15 protein-coding genes and 1 pseudogene are annotated in these 15,801 nt (G+C 66.8%); 11 read left to right on the top strand and 5 right to left on the bottom strand.

All coding sequences use genetic code 11. The features are described from left to right. The first annotated feature begins 66 nt into the window (after window positions 1-66). The 11 genes and pseudogenes from TVC13_RS07515 to TVC13_RS07565 all read left to right on the top strand — a co-directional run bounded on the left by TVC13_RS07515 (window position 67) and on the right by TVC13_RS07565 (window position 10,899). A pseudogene (locus TVC13_RS07515) lies at window positions 67-1,447 on the top strand (aminotransferase class III-fold pyridoxal phosphate-dependent enzyme). 66 nt (window positions 1,448-1,513) lie between these two features. After that, complete coding sequence (locus tag TVC13_RS07520) at window positions 1,514-2,704, top strand: acyl-CoA dehydrogenase family protein (RefSeq protein WP_422400603.1); 1,191 nt, start codon at window positions 1,514-1,516, stop codon at window positions 2,702-2,704. Window positions 2,705-2,736: 32 nt separating this feature from the next. Further along, window positions 2,737-4,236 carry an aldehyde dehydrogenase family protein gene (locus tag TVC13_RS07525; RefSeq protein WP_422400604.1) on the top strand — a complete coding sequence of 500 codons (1,500 nt, stop codon included), beginning with the start codon at window positions 2,737-2,739 and terminating at the stop codon, window positions 4,234-4,236. Window positions 4,237-4,327: 91 nt separating this feature from the next. After that, window positions 4,328-5,779 (top strand): APC family permease, encoded by a 1,452-nt coding sequence (locus TVC13_RS07530; protein ID WP_422400605.1) that lies wholly within the window; start codon window positions 4,328-4,330, stop codon window positions 5,777-5,779. Between the two features lie 73 nt (window positions 5,780-5,852). Further along, window positions 5,853-6,761: a DUF2797 domain-containing protein gene (locus TVC13_RS07535; RefSeq protein WP_422400606.1), complete on the top strand. Its 909-nt coding sequence runs from the start codon at window positions 5,853-5,855 to the stop codon at window positions 6,759-6,761. Between the two features lie 59 nt (window positions 6,762-6,820). Beyond that, a complete protein-coding gene (locus tag TVC13_RS07540; RefSeq protein ID WP_422400607.1) occupies window positions 6,821-7,051 on the top strand; it encodes a hypothetical protein in 231 nt (76 codons plus the stop codon). 99 nt (window positions 7,052-7,150) lie between these two features. Further along, window positions 7,151-7,507, top strand: a complete 357-nt coding sequence (locus TVC13_RS07545; protein WP_422400608.1) for an FAS1-like dehydratase domain-containing protein — start codon at window positions 7,151-7,153, stop codon at window positions 7,505-7,507. Window positions 7,508-7,509: 2 nt separating this feature from the next. Next, complete coding sequence (locus tag TVC13_RS07550; RefSeq protein WP_422400609.1) at window positions 7,510-7,941, top strand: MaoC family dehydratase; 432 nt, start codon at window positions 7,510-7,512, stop codon at window positions 7,939-7,941. A 5-nt stretch (window positions 7,942-7,946) separates the two neighbouring features. Continuing rightward, window positions 7,947-9,020, top strand: coding sequence for a UDP-N-acetylmuramate dehydrogenase (locus TVC13_RS07555; RefSeq protein WP_422400636.1), 1,074 nt, complete (start codon window positions 7,947-7,949; stop codon window positions 9,018-9,020). 112 nt (window positions 9,021-9,132) lie between these two features. Beyond that, the gene (locus tag TVC13_RS07560) at window positions 9,133-9,612 is read left to right on the top strand and encodes a MarR family winged helix-turn-helix transcriptional regulator (protein ID WP_422400610.1); all 480 of its coding nucleotides are present in this window, start codon (window positions 9,133-9,135) and stop codon (window positions 9,610-9,612) included. A gap of 51 nt (window positions 9,613-9,663) precedes the next feature. Beyond that, on the top strand, window positions 9,664-10,899 hold the full coding sequence (locus tag TVC13_RS07565) for an MFS transporter (RefSeq protein ID WP_422400611.1): 1,236 nt from the start codon (window positions 9,664-9,666) through the stop codon (window positions 10,897-10,899). Between the two features lie 109 nt (window positions 10,900-11,008). Here the strand turns inward: TVC13_RS07565 and asd are convergent, their stop codons facing one another. The 5 genes from asd to TVC13_RS07590 are packed head-to-tail and all read right to left on the bottom strand — an operon-like array spanning window position 11,009 to window position 15,795. Next, on the bottom strand, window positions 11,009-12,151 hold the full coding sequence (gene asd / locus TVC13_RS07570; RefSeq protein ID WP_422400612.1) for an aspartate-semialdehyde dehydrogenase: 1,143 nt from the start codon (window positions 12,149-12,151) through the stop codon (window positions 11,009-11,011). A gap of 24 nt (window positions 12,152-12,175) precedes the next feature. Beyond that, window positions 12,176-12,838 (bottom strand): dihydrofolate reductase, encoded by a 663-nt coding sequence (locus TVC13_RS07575; RefSeq protein WP_422400613.1) that lies wholly within the window; start codon window positions 12,836-12,838, stop codon window positions 12,176-12,178. Between the two features lie 13 nt (window positions 12,839-12,851). After that, window positions 12,852-13,658: a thymidylate synthase gene (locus TVC13_RS07580; protein WP_422400614.1), complete on the bottom strand. Its 807-nt coding sequence runs from the start codon at window positions 13,656-13,658 to the stop codon at window positions 12,852-12,854. Then, a complete protein-coding gene (locus tag TVC13_RS07585; protein WP_422400615.1) occupies window positions 13,655-14,065 on the bottom strand; it encodes a GntR family transcriptional regulator in 411 nt (136 codons plus the stop codon). The genes TVC13_RS07580 and TVC13_RS07585 overlap by 4 nt, the downstream gene beginning before the upstream one ends. Next, complete coding sequence (locus TVC13_RS07590) at window positions 14,062-15,795, bottom strand: hypothetical protein (RefSeq protein WP_422400616.1); 1,734 nt, start codon at window positions 15,793-15,795, stop codon at window positions 14,062-14,064. The genes TVC13_RS07585 and TVC13_RS07590 overlap by 4 nt, the downstream gene beginning before the upstream one ends. Between the last annotated feature and the right edge of the window lie 6 nt (window positions 15,796-15,801).

The raw sequence follows: 15,801 nt of genomic DNA on the forward strand, positions 1-15,801 counted from the left end.
GTATCCGGCCCAAATTTGGCCGGAATGTTCAATGACGCATGTCGCACCCGTCCGTAGCGTGTGCTCATGACTTCCACCGCCCCTGCCGCTGAAACCACGCTGCAGCAGTCCCGACACCTCGAAACCGCGGTTCCAGGGCCGCGTTCCCGCGAGCTGCACGCGCAGCGCCAGGATCAGGTGAGTTCCGGATTCGGCACCGCCCTGCCGGTCTTCATCGAGCGGGCCGACGGCGGGATCCTGCAGGACGTGGACGGGAACCGTCTGATTGACTTCGCCTCGGGAATTGCAGTGACAAGTGTGGGCGCGGCCAACGCCCGGGTCCGGGAGCGTGTTGCGGCGCAGCTCGAAAAGTTCACGCACACCTGCTTTATGGTCACGGAATACGATTCCTTCACACAGGTCTGCCGCTGGCTGAACGAACACACCCCCGGGAATTTCCAGAAGCGCACGGCCCTGTTCTCCACCGGCGCAGAAGCCGTGGAAAACGCCGTCAAAATTGCCCGCGCCCGCTACCGGCCGGCCCAACATCCTGGTGTTTGACGAGGCTTACCACGGCCGCAGCCTGCTCACCATGGCCATGACGGCCAAGGAGAACCCCTACCGGCTGAATTTCGGCCCGCTGCCGGATCAGGTGAAGCGCGCTCCCTCGGCCAATCCGCTGCGCCCGGCCCGCGCAGAACGGCCGGGTGCCGGGGCTGCCGATGCCGCGCTGGCCGGAGTCGAGCAGCTGCTCGCCGAGCACGGCGCGGAAACCTTTGCCGCCATGGTGATCGAGCCCATCCAGGGCGAGGGCGGTTTTGTGGTTCCCGCCCCGGGCTTCCTGCAGGGTCTGCGCGCGCTCGCGGACAAGCACGGAATTGTCCTTGTGATGGACGAAATCCAGGCCGGCATGGGCCGCACCGGACAGCTGTTTGCCAGCGAACACGAGGGTGTCGCCGGAGATATCACGCTCAGCGCCAAGGCTTTGGCCGGCGGTCTTCCGCTTTCGGCCGTCACCGGCCGGGCGGAGCTGATGAACGCCGTGCACACCGGCGGCCTGGGCGGAACCTACGCCGGCAACCCGCTGGCCTGTGAAGCCGCGCTCGCTGTCTTCGAGGAGTTTGAGGACGGCCGCCTCCTGGCCAGCGCCCGGGCCATTGAAGACACTGCCCGGGAAGTCCTGGAACCCCTGGTTGAAAGTGTGCCTGCCCTTGCGCAGTTCCGTGGCAGGGGAGCGATGCTCGCCCTTGAGTTCGCCGATTCCGGCAGCCTCGAACCGCGGCCTGATCTGGCCCAGGCTATCTCCGCCGCCTGCCACGCCCGGGGTGTCCTGACCCTGACCTGCGGCACCTACGGCAACGTCATCCGCCTGCTGCCTCCGCTGGTCATCGGTCCGGAGCTGCTGCGGGACGGGCTCCAGGTTCTGCGCACTGCAATCCTGGAAACCGCCGGCACAGCCGAGTCCTAACACCTCACAGCCTTCCCTGCCCAAACCCCGCCGGCCGCCGCCGGCAGTCCGAAAGAGAAGAACCCCATGAGCACCACAGCAACCCCGGCCACCCAAACCCTGGATCCCTCGGATCTGATCAGCTTCGATTCCCTGCTCAGCAGCGAAGAACTGGCACTGCGTGCGAAGGTCCGCAGTTTTGTGGACGAAGCCATCCGGCCCAACATCGCAGGCTGGTTCGAAGCCGCGCATTTCCCGCGGGAGATCGTTCCGGAAATGGGCAGGCTGGGGCTGCTGGGGATGCACCTGCACGGCTACGGCTGCGGCGGCCGTTCCGCGGTCGAATACGGTCTGGCCGGAGCAGAGCTTGAAGCCGGGGATTCGGGGCTGCGCACCTTCGTCTCCGTCCAGGGGTCGCTTGCCATGAGCGCCATCTCCAAGTGGGGTTCCGAGGACCAGAAGAGCCGCTGGCTGCCTGGCATGGCCCGCGGCGAGGAAATTGGCTGCTTTGGCCTCACCGAGCCGACGGCCGGCTCCGATCCCTCGGCGATGAAGACCTTCGCCCGGCGCGACGGCGGCGACTGGGTCCTCAACGGCACCAAACGCTGGATCGGGCTGGCCAACGTTGCCTCGGTGGCAGTGATCTGGGCACAGACCGAGGAGGGAATCCGGGGTTTTGTGGTTCCCACGGAAACTGCGGGCTACACCGCAACGCCGATTGAGCCCAAGCTGTCCATGCGGGCCAGCATCCAGTGCGAAATCGAGCTCAGCGACGTGCGCCTGCCCGCCGACGCGATTCTGCCCGGGGCACGCGGACTGCGCGGCCCGTTCTCCTGCCTCAACGAGGCACGCTACGGAATCATCTGGGGATCCATGGGCGCGGCCCGGGATTCCTTCGAAGCTGCGCTGGCCTACTCCAAGGAGCGGCTGCAGTTCGACAAGCCCCTGGCCGGTTACCAGCTCACCCAGCAGAAGCTCGTGGACATGGCCTTGGAAATCAACAAGGGGTTCCTGCTTGCCCTGCATCTGGGCAGGCTCAAGGACGCGGGCACCCTGCAGAACCACCAGATCTCCGTGGGCAAACTGAACAACGTCCGCGAAGCCATCGCGATCGCCAGGGAAGCGCGGACGATCCTGGGCGGCAACGGCATCACGCTGGACTACTCGCCGCTGCGCCACGCGAACAACCTTGAATCAGTGCGCACCTACGAGGGCACGGACGAGGTACACACGCTCATCCTCGGCCAGCACCTCACCGGCGTCCCCGCCTTCCGCTAACCGCACCGGTCCACAGAACACAGGAGAAGCCCTTGGCCAGCACCACCCCCGCCGCCGAACTGCGGCAGTTCATCGCCGGAAAATGGGAAGACGGCGGCGGCCCGGACCTTGTCTCGTCCAACCCCGCCCGGCCCGCAGAAACGGTGGCCGTCGGAAAGCAGGCCTCCCCGGAGCAGCTGGAACGGGCCGTCGAAGCTGCCGCTGATGCTGCGCGTGCCTGGGCGTCTGTGCCCATGCACGAACGCGGCGCCGTCCTGCTGCGTGCCGCCGGCCTGCTGGAAGCGGCAGCGGATGAGCTGGGCCTGGAGCTCGCGCGTGAGGAGGGCAAGACCCTCGCCGAGGGCAGGGGAGAGGTGCTCCGCGCTGCGCAGATCCTGCGCTATTACGGAAATGAGGGAGACCGTGCTGCCGGAGAGGTGTTCTCTTCGCCGCGGCGCGGAGAGCAGATCCTGGTGGTCCGCAAGCCGCTGGGCGTGATCGGCGTCGTCACGCCCTTCAACTTCCCCATAGCCATTCCGGCGTGGAAGATCGCCCCGGCGCTGGCCTACGGCAACACCGTGGTCTGGAAACCGGCCAGCACCGTACCCCTTCTGGCGCAGCGCCTCGCGGAGGCCCTGGACGAGGCCGGACTGCCCAAGGGCGTGCTGAACCTGGTGATGGGGCCCGGCAAACTTGGCACCGCCCTGGTGGAACACCCGCTGCTGGACGGGCTGACCTTCACCGGCTCCACCGGAGTCGGCCGCTGCCTCACCGCCGCCGGTGCTGCCCGAGGCGTTCCGGTCCAGGCGGAAATGGGCGGCAAGAACGCCGCCGTTGTGCTTGCCGGCGCTGACCTGGACCTGGCCGCCGAACAGGTGCTGTTCGGCGCCTTCCGGTCCACCGGCCAGAAGTGCACGGCAACGTCGCGCCTCATCGTGGAGGAATCGGTGGCCGGGGACTTCCTGGCCCGCCTCACTGCCCGGCTCGGGGACTGGAACACGGGGGACCCGACGGGGACGTCAGTGCAGATGGGGCCGCTCGTGTCTGCCGCGGCCGCCCAGGACGTGCGTGCTGGAATTGATGCTGCCCTCTCCGGCGGTGCCCGTCTGCTGTTCCAGGGCAGCATGCCCGACGGCGCGGGGACTGAGTCGGCGTTCGTTCCGCCGGCCATTCTGGAACTGCCCGCAGACGCGGACGCCGCGGAGTCCAATCCGGCCTGGACGGAGGAGTTCTTCGGACCGGTGCTCGCCTTCCGCCGCGCCTCCAGCGCGGCCCAGGCCTTCGAATGGGCAGGCCAGGGAGAGTACGGCCTCTCGGCCGCGGTTTTCACCCAGGACGTCACCCGTGTCCTTGACGCCGTGGAGGGCATCGACGTCGGCATCCTGCATGTGAACTCTGAATCAGCCGGCGCCGACCCCCATGTGCCGTTTGGCGGTGCCCGGAAGTCCGGCTACGGGCCCAAGGAACAGGGCCAGTCTGCTAAGGAGTTCTTCACCCACACCACCACCGTCTACCTGCGCGGAGGCACTCCCGGCCAGGGGCCGCTCAGCTAAGAGACACCGGCCGGCTCCACCGGCTGACCGTTAGTTCTGCACCACCTTCGCACGCACCGCTCATGGCACTGCAAACAAAAGGGGTAAACGAATGGCTCGATCAGAAGTGGACGCCGGACAGGCCGAACCGTCCCTGTTGAAGGTCCTGGGCAACTGGGACGTCCTGGCACTCGGATTCGGAGCCATGATCGGCTTCGGCTGGGTGGTGCTCACCGGCGACTGGATATCCTCAGCCGGAACCATGGGTGCAGCCCTCGCCATGGCAGCCGGCGGCCTGATTATGGCAGTAGTGGGACTGACCTACGCTGAACTGGTCGCGGCGATGCCCAAGGCCGGCGGAGAGCACAACTACCTCCTCCGTGGAATGGGACCGCGCTGGTCCTTCATCGGGTCCTGGGCGATTACCGGCGGATACATCAGCATTGTCGCGTTCGAGGCCGTGGCCCTTCCCCGGACCGCGACGTACCTGTTCCCCAACCTCAACGCCGTGCCCCTCTGGGAAGTGGCGGGGGACCAGGTGCACCTGACCTGGGCGCTGGTAGGGGTGATCGCCGCCGTCGTAATTACCGGGATCAACATCCTTGGCGTGAAACAGGCCGGATTCGCGCAGACCTTCGTCGTTTTGCTGCTGCTCATCGTGGGACTCATGCTGGTGTTCGGCTCCTTCACCGGCGGCTCGGCCGCGAACATGGAACCGTTCTTCACCGGCGGCATGGGCGGGTTCTTCGCCGTCCTGGTGGTGGTTCCGTTTATGTTCGTCGGCTTTGACGTTATTCCCCAGTCCGCCGAAGAGACCAGGATTCCGCCCCGGCAGATCGGGCGGCTGGTGGTCATTGCCGTTATGCTCGCCACGGTCTGGTACGTGGGCACCATCCTCACCACGGCCTCCGCCATGCCCGCCGCGGACCTCGCTGCCACGGACATCGCCACTGCCGATGCAATGGGCGCGCTGTTCAACAGCGACACCATGGCCAAGGTGCTGATCGCCGGAGGTATTGCCGGCATCCTCACGTCCTGGAACTCCCTGCTGCTCGGTGCGTCGCGGCTGATGTACTCGATGGCGCGCTCCGGCATGCTGCCGGCCTGGTTCGGGAAACTGCACCCGAAGTACCGCACCCCGGCCAATGCCCTGCTGTTCATTGGCGGCATCTCCGTGCTGGCCCCGTTCTTTGGCCAGAACATGCTCGGCTGGCTGGTGGACTCAGGTTCCCCCAGCATCGTGATTGCCTACGCGATGGTGTCCCTGGTGTTTGTGCTGCTGCGGGTGCGTGAACCGAACATGGAGCGTCCGCTGCGGATCGGCGGCCGGGGCAACGGCGGGCGGATCATCGGGCTGGCGGCGTTCCTCCTCTGCCTGGGCCTGCTCTCGCTTTACCTTCCCGGGATGCCCGCTGCCCTCGGCGCTGCACCGTGGCTGATGTTCGGGCTCTGGTGGGCGCTTGGCTTGGTGTTCCTCTTCCGGATTCCGTCCGGGATTACCCCCGGTGTCGACGCAGAGGAGCACCTGCTGGCGCGTCTGGCTGCCCGCAGGTCCCGGCGGTAAGCGGCGTCTGGGGCAGTCCCGGCCCGTGCGGTACCGTGAAAAGGAACCCCTAGCTTCCGGAGGCCATTGCCGCATGACGAACTCCATGTACCTGTGCGGCGGCACAGCGTGGGACGAAGAGGGAGCTTTCCTGCGCCTTCTCCAGCCCGGCGGAAGGTCGATGCTGAGGCTCGCGCCCGGAGCGGAACTGCGCTTCCGGATCCGGTCCGAGGCAGCGCGCTACTGCCTGGGCTACGAACTGGTCCGGGACGACGGGCGGAAGAACCAGCCCTGCCCGGGCAATGCCGCCGCGGAGCGGGGCTACCAGTGCAAGCGGTGCTTCTTCCAGGATGAAGGCCGGCTGGTGCACAACAGCCACCGCGGCGGTGGACTGCCCGCCGGGCTGCGCAGCTACCTCGCCCGGCCGCAGTGGCTCTACATCGCCACCTTCGCGGACGGGACCACCAAGGTTGGCACCGCAGCAGACCGGAGGAAGATCCTGCGCCTGACCGAGCAGGGAGCGCTCGCCGGCCAGTACGTGGCCCGCGCTGCCAACGGGCTGCAGGTCCGGGTCCTGGAAGACGAGATTTCCGCAGCACTTGGCCTGCCGCAGGCTGTTCGCGCCGGACACAAGTGCGCTGCCCTGGCCACGCCGCTGCCCGACGAAGAACTCCGGGCCATCAACGCGGGCCACGCCGACGGCGCCAGGGCAGTCCTGTTCGACCGGGACCCGGAGGGATTCGAGGTGGTCAAGGAATCCTGGCCCCGCCCTGCGGCCTTCGCAACGGTCCTGGAAGAGGACGCTCCCGGGCTGTACCCCCTGGCGCTGTCCACCGGGGACCACGGCCTTCGTATCCGCGGGATGCTGGGCAGCACCGCGCTCACGGCCACTGACGACGCCGGACTTCACTTCCTGGCCGACCTCACCGCCCTGAAAGGGCAGCGGATCGAGCTCGGTGCCTTTGCGACCAACCTGCCTGCGCTCCAGCAGCCGCTCTTCTAAAGCTTCCGCCCAGCACCGCCGTTTCGGCAGCGCCGGTGCCGCGACTGTATTCTGAAGCCATGCTTAACACCCCCTGGGAAACCGGTTCTCCGCTCTACCGCCGCCTCGTCGTCATTGCACTTTCGGTGACCGGCGCGGGAATCCTGATGGTCCTTCTGGGTGCGGTGACCAACCAGCAAGTCATCATGTACCTGGCCCTGCCGGTGATCGTTGTGGGCATGAGCGTTCACCTGAGCGGTATGGTGGTGCGAGCCCGTGACGCCCGACGCCGGATGAAGGGAAACAAATGAGCATCAACCCCGAGCTGGGGGGGGGGGGGGGGCCCCCCCCCCCCCCCCCCCGGGTCCTATCAGGTGGGCCGGGAAAAAATCCGGGAGTTCGCCCGGGCCGTGAAAGCCACCAGCCCTGCCCACTTCGAGGTCGCCGCAGCGCAGGACCTCGGCTACGCCGACCTCGTCGCTCCGCCCACCTTCGCGATCATCGTGGCCCAGCAGGCCGACGCCCAGCTGATCCGGGACCCGGAAGCCGGCATCGACTTCTCCCGCGTGGTCCACGCAGACCAGCGCTTCACCCACCACCGCCCGATCGTGGCCGGCGATGAACTGCTGGCTGAACTCCACGTAGACAATGTGCGGGCGATGGGCGACGGCGCCCTGGTCACTACCCGCGCGGAAATCTCCACCGTGGAAGGCGAGAAAGTCGCCACCACGGTCTCATCCATCCTCGTCCGGGGAGAGGGCAAGTAGCCATGTCGATTGCACTCAGCGAACTGCAGACCGGGCAGGAAATCGGCCGCACCACTCTGGAAATCAGCCGGGCGGACCTGGTCCGCTACGCCGGCGCCTCCGGAGACTTCAATCCAATCCACTGGAACGAACGCTTCGCCCGGTCCGTGGACCTGCCCGGCGTCATTGCGCACGGCATGTTCACCATGGGGGCAGCCGTCCAGCTGGTCACCGACTGGATCGGGGATCCGGGCGCCGTCCTGGATTACCAGACCCGCTTCACCCGCCCGGTCACCGTGGAGGACGTCGACGACGCCCCGGGTGCCGCCGTCGAAATCACCGGCACGGTCGGTGCCGTCGACGCTGACAACTCCACCGCGCGGATTGACCTGACGGTGACGTTCAACGGGCAGAAGGTGCTGGTCAAGGCACAGGCGGTTGTACGGGTCTGGTGAGCGCCCTGACCTCGATGCAGCTTGCATCCCTGACCACGTCCCGCGTGGGCGGACCGGCACGGCGTTACCTGAACGCCGAAACCGCCGATGAACTCGTCTCGATGGTGCGGGCGGCCGACGAAGCATCCGAACCTCTGCTGCTCGTCGGCGGCGGTTCGAACCTGCTTATTTCCGATGACGGTTTTGCCGGGGCAGTGGTGCATGTCGGCAACCAGGGCATCGAGTTCCGCGAAGGCGACGGCGGCACCGCCGTCGTCGACGTCCAGGCCGGACACCCGTGGGACGACCTGGTGGCCCGGACAGTGGCCGAAGGCTACGCCGGACTTGAAGCGCTCTCCGGCATTCCGGGGCTGGCCGGCGCGACGCCGGTGCAGAACGTGGGTGCCTACGGCGCCGACGTTTCGCACAGCATCGTATCGGTGCTGGCCTGGGACCGGCAGGAACGCTCGCGCCGCCGGTTCGGCGCCGCTGAACTGGAGTTCGGCTACCGGGATTCGCTGCTGAAGCGCACCACGGTGAACGGATCGCCGCGCTACGTTGTCCTGAGCGTTGAGTTTGCCGTGACCAAGGGAACCGTCAGCGCACCCGTGCGCTACGCGGAGCTGGCGCGCGCCCTTGGCGTCGAGGTCGGCGAAAGCGCCGATACAGCCGATGTTCGCCGTGAGGTCCTGCGGCTGCGTGCCGGCAAGGGCATGGTCCTGGACCCTGCGGATCCGGACACCTACAGCACCGGATCCTTCTTCACGAACCCCATCCTGCCCGCACCGGATGCTGACCGGCTTCCCGCCGAGGCACCGCGTTATCCCGTAGCCGACCCGGGCATGGTCAAGCTCAGTGCCGCCTGGCTGATCGAGCACGCAGGCTTCGGCAAGGGTTTCGGTCTCCCGGGTACTGCGGGGGAGGAGCTGGCCGGCGGGCGGGCGTCCCTGTCCGCCAAGCACACCCTGGCCGTGACAAACCGCGGAAGTGCCTCGGCTGCAGACCTGCTGGCCGTTGCCCGGGCGGTGGCTGACGGCGTCGAGCATCGCTTTGGTATCCGGCTGCATCCGGAACCGCTGCTCATCAACTGCTCCCTGTAACCCGCAAGCCGAAACAGCGAAACCGCCCGTTTGGAGTTCCAAACGGGCGGTTTCTGCGTTAACCCGGGGCGGGGTTATAACTTAGAGCTTCGAATAGTTAGAATCTTTAACTATGAGCTTTGATGAGTCCCTTGAGCTGTCCCGGCAGCTGCGGCCCATGCTGCCCCGGCTCTACCACCTGAGCCGCCGCCGCATCCCCGGCTGGGACCTGACTGCCTCGCAGTCCTCTGTCATGAGCACCCTTGTCGACCGCGGCCCGATGCGGATGGGGGAGCTCGCTGCCCTTGAAGGTGTACAGCTGCCCTCAGCCACCTCCGTAGTCAACGGGCTGGTGAAACTGGACCTTGTGGAACGGCGGGCAGACCCCGCCGATCGGCGCGCGGTCGTCATTGACCTGACCCGGAAGGGAAGGGAGCAGGTGGACCAGCTCGTGGAGCGCCGGAATCAATCCTTTGCGCTGCTGCTGGAGCGCCTGCCGGAGCAGGACCGCAAACTGCTCCAGGACGCCCTGCCGGCAGTCGTGCGGCTGCTGTCCCTGGGGCCGGATACCGAAGACCTGCAGCAGGCCGGCACCCCTCCCGTAGTCGGATGACTCCCTCCTCCAACCGACGGTCAAATACATCCCTTGAAAGGCACCACAGATATGAGTAAGACCGGGCGGGAAGCCCCATCACATCCCCGGCTGGCGGACGCGCTGCGCGGCCAGCCGAAAACAGTCTGGGTGACGGCCTTCGCAGCAGTGATCGCGTTTATGGGCATTGGGCTGGTGGACCCGATCCTGAACACCATTACCGAGGAACTCGGTGCTTCTCCCACGGAAACCACCCTGCTCTTTGGCTCCTACCTGGGAGTCCAGGTCCTGGCGATGCTGCTGACGGGTGTGATGTCCTACCGCTTTGGCGCCAAACGCACCCTGGTGACCGGACTGGTGCTTATCGTTCTGGCCGCGGGTGCCTGCTCGCTGGCAAACAGCATCGAGACGCTCGTGTGGCTGCGGGCAGTCTGGGGACTTGGCAACGCGTTCTTCATCGCCACGGCCCTGTCTGTCATTGTGGGTGCCGCAGCCGGCGGGCAGGCCGGAGCCATCCTGCTGTATGAGGCAGCACTCGGGGTGGGGCTCGCCGTCGGGCCCCTGCTGGGCGCTGCCCTGGGCACCATTTCCTGGCGCGGGCCCTTTGCCGGAACCGCTGTGCTGATGGCGATCGGCGTCATTCTCTGCACAGCGATGCTGGCCAAGGACAAAGACAAGTCCGCGCGGCAGAAGATCCGGCTCATCGACCCGATCCTGGCCCTGCGCAACCGGAACCTGCTGATGACTTCCCTGGGCTCGGCGTTCTACACAGCGGCGTTCTTCTCGATCATTGCCTGGTCGCCGTTTGTGCTGGAAGAAGGTGCCTTCTTCGTTGGGTTTGTCTTCTTTGGCTGGGGCCTGTGCGTGGCGGTCTCATCCGTGGTGCTGGCACCGAAGGTGGCCGGCTGGTTCGGTGAACGAGGGGGAGCGGTGACTACGGTGCTCATCTACGCGCTGGTACTGCTGGGCATGGCTGCCGGGAACAAGACGGTCATGGTGATCGGCATCGTTGTCTCAGGCATCTTCTCCGGCATCCTTAACACCCTCTTCACCGGCACAGCGATGAGCTCGGGCACAGGGCCGCGGGCGGTGAACAGCGCCGGCTATAACTTCCTGCGCTGGTTCGGCGGAGCGGTCTCGGCCATCCTGGTGGGCCACGTTGCGCAGTGGCTCGGCATGCGTGCGCCCTTCTGGGTGGGAGCCATCTGCTGCGCCGTAGCTGCGGGACTGCTGCTTCTGCGCAGCGGGGCAGGCGACCCGGATCCGCACCGTGTGCCGGAAGCCGCGGCCGCCGTCGGCGCCGACTAGCGCACCGCCGTCGGGCATCTGCCTACAAAACCATCGAGATCACAGAAACTGCCCATTTGGAGCTCCAAACGTGCAGTTTCTGTGATCTCGATGAGGGGGGGCGGAAACCCTAGAGGTTGCCGGTCGCGATGCGCAGCATCCGGCGCAGCGGCTCGGCCGCACCCCAGAGCAGCTGGTCGCCGATGGTGAACGCGCTGATGTACTCCGGGCCCATTTCCAGCTTGCGGATACGGCCCACGGGGATATCCAGCGTGCCGGTCACGGCCACCGGGGTGAGCTGTTCCATGGTGGCTTCCTTGGTGTTCGGCACCACCTTGGCCCACTGGTTGTCCGCGTCGATGATCCGCTCGATCTCGGCGACGGACAGGTCCTCGGTGAGCTTCAGGGTCAGCGCCTGGGAGTGCGAGCGCATGGCGCCGATGCGGACGCAGAGCCCATCGAAGGGGATCCGGCCGGAATCGGAACCGAGGCCGAGGATCTTGTTGGTCTCCGCACCGCCCTTCCACTCTTCCTTGGACTGGCCGTTGCCCAGGTCGGCATCGATCCACGGGATTACGGAACCGGCCAGCGGAACGCCGAACTGCGAGGAATCCATGGACGGATTCTTCTGCTGGGCCAGCACTGCGCGGTCGATTTCAAGGATGGCCGACGCCGGATCGGCAAGGTTCGCTGCCACGGCGGAGTTCAGCGCACCGAACTGGTTGAGCAGTTCGCGCATGTGCCGGGCGCCGCCGCCGGACGCGGCCTGGTAGGTCATGGAGGTGCCCCATTCCACGAGCCCGTTGCGGAACAGCCCGCCCAGGCCCATGAGCATGCAGGACACGGTGCAGTTGCCGCCCACGAAGTTCTTGACCCCGCGTGCCAGACCGGCGTCAATGACGTCCCGGTTGACCGGATCCAGCACAATGATCGCGCTGTCATCCATGCGCAGCGTGGAGGCGGCATCAATCCAGAGACCGTCCCAGCCGGCGTCGCGCAGCTTCGGGTACACCTCGGAGGTGTAATCACCGCCCTGGGTAGTGACAATAATCGGCAGCTTGGCCAGCGTCTCAATGTCATAGGCGTCCTGCAGGGCGCCTGCACCTGCGGCGAAGGACGGGGCTGCGCCGCCTGCGTTCGAGGTGGAAAAGAAGACGGGGTTGATCAGGTCGAAATCGCCTTCGTCCTGCATGCGCTGCATAAGGACGGACCCGACCATGCCCCGCCAGCCGACGAAGCCCGCGGTGGGAACAGAAGAAGCTGCTGAAGTCATGCCTTCAGTCTAGGGCAGGGGTTCTCAGCCGTCCTGCTCGGTTACGTTGCGGTTCCGGGTCCAGAGCGCGAAGCGGTACTGCAGTCCGTTGGCGGACGTGTACCAGTCCTGTGCCGGGCTGACGCCGCTGAAGGTCCAGTCCGGGCCCAGCCGCGGAGCGTAGCTGTCGCCGTCGGTCTCGGTGTTGATTACGGTGACAATCGCAACATCGGCCAGCGGCTCGGCGTCGGCATAGACCTGTGAACCGCCGACGATCCAGATGCGGTCGCCGCCGTCGCTGCCTTCGGCGGTTTCCAGCGCAGCTTCGAGGGAGGGAACGACGACGGCGCCGGCAGGTTCCAGCTCGGCGGCCAGTCCCTCGCGGGATGAGATCACAATGTTCTTCCGCCCCGGCAGCGGACGGAATGCTTCGGGGAAGGACTCCCAGGTGCGCCGGCCCATCACTACGGGATGGCCCAGCGTGCTGGCCTTGAAGTGGGCAAGGTCTTCGGGCAGGTGCCACGGCATTCCGCCGTCCTTGCCGATCACGCCGTCGGTGGTCTGTGCCCAGATCATGCCGACCAGCGGCACTCCGGTGCTTCCGTAGCCGCGGGCGGCCAGCGCGTCATCGAGTTCCAGGCCCTCCTCGCCGGCGCGGCCAACGGGGTAGTAGCGGGTGGAATCAGCGAACCTGTTGGATTCAGTCAAGACGGGTGCCCTTTCACACGGCGATGGGAGCCTTGATGCCGGGGTGGTGCTGGTAGTCCAGGACCTCGAAGTCATCAAGCTCATAATCGAAAATGCTGGCAGGCTTCCGCCTCAGCCGCAGTTTAGGATACGGGAACGGCGAGCGGGACAGCTGTTCCGTGACTTGGTCCAGATGGTTGTCGTAAACGTGCACGTCGCCGCCGGTCCAGACGAACTCGCCCGGCGCCAGGCCCACCTGCTGCGCCACCATCAGCGTCAGCAGTGCATAGGAGGCGATGTTGAACGGCACACCCAGGAAGGTGTCCGCCGAGCGCTGGTAGAGCTGGCAGGAGAGTTTGCCGTCGGCCACATAGAACTGGAACATTGCGTGGCACGGCGGCAGCGCCATGTTCTCCACCTCAGCCGGGTTCCAAGCCGTGACGATGTGCCGGCGCGAGTCCGGGTTGTTTTTCAGGCCGTCGATCAGCTTGGCGATCTGGTCGATCTGCCCGCCGTCCGGGGTGGGCCAGGAGCGCCACTGGACGCCGTAGACCGGTCCCAGCTCGCCGTCGTCGTCCGCCCATTCATCCCAGATGGTGACGCCGCGTTCCTGCAGCCAGCGCACATTCGAGTCCCCGCGCAGGAACCACAGCAGCTCCAGGGCAACGGACTTGAAATGCACCCGCTTGGTGGTGATCAGCGGGAAGGATTCGCTGAGGTCAAAACGCATCTGCCGGCCGAAGACACTGCGGGTTCCAGTGCCCGTGCGGTCGGATTTCGGGGTGCCGTGCGCCAGGATGTCGCGGAGCAGGTCTTCGTACGGTGTGGGAATGGTGGTCACCGCTCCAGTCTAGTGGCGGGCGCGGCCGGGGCCAGAGCTTCGGCCAGCAGTGTGAGCACCAAGGCATCGCTGAGACCGTGCCGGCGGGCCGCGGCGGCAAGCTGCCCGACGGCGTCGCGCACCTCGGGGGGAGCGGAACCTTGTGCGTCCGCAGGAGGGAAGCTGCGCTGGGCAACGACGGTACCCCGGCGGCGCAGGGCTGTTACGGTTCCATCGGCTTCAAGTTCCTTATAGGCCCTTGCCACGGTCCCCGGAGCAACACCAAGGTCCGAGGCGAGGGCGCGGATGGTGGGCAGCCGGTCGCCCGGTGCCAGGGCGCCGGTGGAGGCCAGCTTGCTCACCTGGGAACGGATCTGTTCGTACGGAGGGACAGGAGAGGCCAGATCAACCTGGATCTGTGCGCTCATGCCCGCTGCGCCGGTGGGAGGTCTGCCCGCTCGGTGTAGCGGGGATCATCCGGGAAATGGGACGGGCCGAACTGGCGCCACGCCACGACGATTGCGGCGAGCAGCAGCAGGGAGGCCATCGCATTCGTCTGCTGGACCAGCGGAGCGAGCCAGGTCAGCGGGGGTTCATGGTTGATGTCGGCGTAGTAGTTGTGGGCCCAGCGGTTGTCCGAGGACAAGTCCCAGAAGACCAGGCCTGCCGCCGCGAGGCACGTGGCGGTGCTGGTGCGGGTCAGCCGGAACAGGGCAACTCTGCGGAGGCGGAGGTCAACGTCACGGTCTGCAGGCAGGGCAGGGCGGGAGAGTACTTTTCGGGAAACCAGGTCTGTCAGCAGTGGCAGGAGCAGGACCAGCAGTGCCGTGGCCAGGGCGAACCGCCCGTCGAAGAAGGGATCCGGGGCAATAACAGGGCCAGGCTCGGGTGCTCCGTGTCCTCCGTGTGCTCCGGGTGCGCCTGGCGGGCTGGCCATGTCCTGGGCGTACTTCCAGGCCGCCCGGTCCACGGAGGGGCCGAGCACCGCAGTTGCGAGAAGGACGACGAGGCTCAGTGCTGCTGCGGCCGTTCCGGTCCATCCGAGCCAGCGAGGCGGCCGGAGGAAGTTCTGCGCCTCCGGGCCAGGCGGTTCGTTGCCGGGGGCGTGCTGCCGGATCCGGCGGGCATGAATGATTTCCGTTCCGGTGCAGAGCACGGTGAAGAGCACGGCGGCGGCTGCCAGTGCCAGGGGAGCTGCCGTTCGATGGCCCCAGCTCAGGGCAAGCACACCCGCACCGGCTGCTGCCGCGGCTACGGGGCCGGCAATGCTCAGGCGCAGGCTGGTGGCCATCGACTTTACTGCGAGCCTGGACGGAGCAGGAACGGCGGCGCCCGTGCTGGGCGGATCCGGCAGGGGAACCCGGGGTGCCCGGACCAGCAGCGCCAGGATGCCGGCGAAAACGATCCAGAGGGACACATACCGCAGTGCCTCGCCGGCTGTGCTGAGTCCGGGCGGGTTCGGGTAGTTCGAGAGGAAGACGCCCCCGGACCAGGCCAGCATGATCAGGACGCCGGCTGCCGTGCGCATTACCCGGTGGGCTGAGGCCAGGCGGAGTGCGGCGTCGGCTTCCGGGGCCGTGCCCGGAACCGCAGGCCGCACGGAGATGAGTTTGAGGATCCCGGCAACCGCAGCCACGGTGACCAGGAGCCAGGGGGCCCAGCCTGCCAGAAGGTGCTGTGCGGAAGCGGATCCGGGATCACGGGCCAGCGTCGTCGCCAGGATGAGCAGGTTATAGGCCAGGAAGGCGCCGGCGATGCCGGTCATGTAGCGGGGGATCAGCGCGCGGGCTCCGCGGTGCTCCAGGCGGGCAGTGCGGACGGTTCCCCGAGGTCGGGGCCAGGTCAGTTCCCCGACGGCCAGCACGGTGAGTGCGAAGATCGTCGGCGTCCCCAGCTGCACCACGGCGGAGGAGAAGGTGTAGTGACCATCCCACCAGAGTTCCCCTCCGGTCTCACGCAGCACCGGCTGGAGCACTCCGGGGAGCCACAGAGCGGTTCCTAGGGCGACCATCCCGATGCGGCGGGCATACTTCTGCGCGGCTTCGGTAATGGTTCGGGGATCCGTGCCGGGCCTCGGCCGGACGGTGACCACCATAAAAGCGACAACCACGGCGCAGAACGTGATGGTGCCAAAAACCGATAGTGCGGCCTCAGCCATAAGGAT

This window comes from Arthrobacter sp. 3Tela_A, from assembly GCF_049311025.1.
Classification (GTDB): domain Bacteria; phylum Actinomycetota; class Actinomycetes; order Actinomycetales; family Micrococcaceae; genus Arthrobacter_B.

What these genes read in the sequence shown, in the direction of transcription:
- TVC13_RS07520 (WP_422400603.1), top strand. Translation starts at nt 1,514, where the DNA reads ATGAGCACCACAGCAACCCCGGCCACCCAAACCCTGGATCCCTCGGAT.
- TVC13_RS07530 (WP_422400605.1), top strand. Translation starts at nt 4,328, where the DNA reads ATGGCTCGATCAGAAGTGGACGCCGGACAGGCCGAACCGTCCCTGTTG.
- TVC13_RS07535 (WP_422400606.1), top strand. Translation starts at nt 5,853, where the DNA reads ATGACGAACTCCATGTACCTGTGCGGCGGCACAGCGTGGGACGAAGAG.
- TVC13_RS07540 (WP_422400607.1), top strand. Translation starts at nt 6,821, where the DNA reads ATGCTTAACACCCCCTGGGAAACCGGTTCTCCGCTCTACCGCCGCCTC.
- TVC13_RS07550 (WP_422400609.1), top strand. Translation starts at nt 7,510, where the DNA reads ATGTCGATTGCACTCAGCGAACTGCAGACCGGGCAGGAAATCGGCCGC.
- TVC13_RS07560 (WP_422400610.1), top strand. Translation starts at nt 9,133, where the DNA reads ATGAGCTTTGATGAGTCCCTTGAGCTGTCCCGGCAGCTGCGGCCCATG.
- TVC13_RS07565 (WP_422400611.1), top strand. Translation starts at nt 9,664, where the DNA reads ATGAGTAAGACCGGGCGGGAAGCCCCATCACATCCCCGGCTGGCGGAC.
- asd (WP_422400612.1), bottom strand. Translation starts at nt 12,151, where the DNA reads ATGACTTCAGCAGCTTCTTCTGTTCCCACCGCGGGCTTCGTCGGCTGG.
- TVC13_RS07585 (WP_422400615.1), bottom strand. Translation starts at nt 14,065, where the DNA reads ATGAGCGCACAGATCCAGGTTGATCTGGCCTCTCCTGTCCCTCCGTAC.
- TVC13_RS07590 (WP_422400616.1), bottom strand. Translation starts at nt 15,795, where the DNA reads ATGGCTGAGGCCGCACTATCGGTTTTTGGCACCATCACGTTCTGCGCC.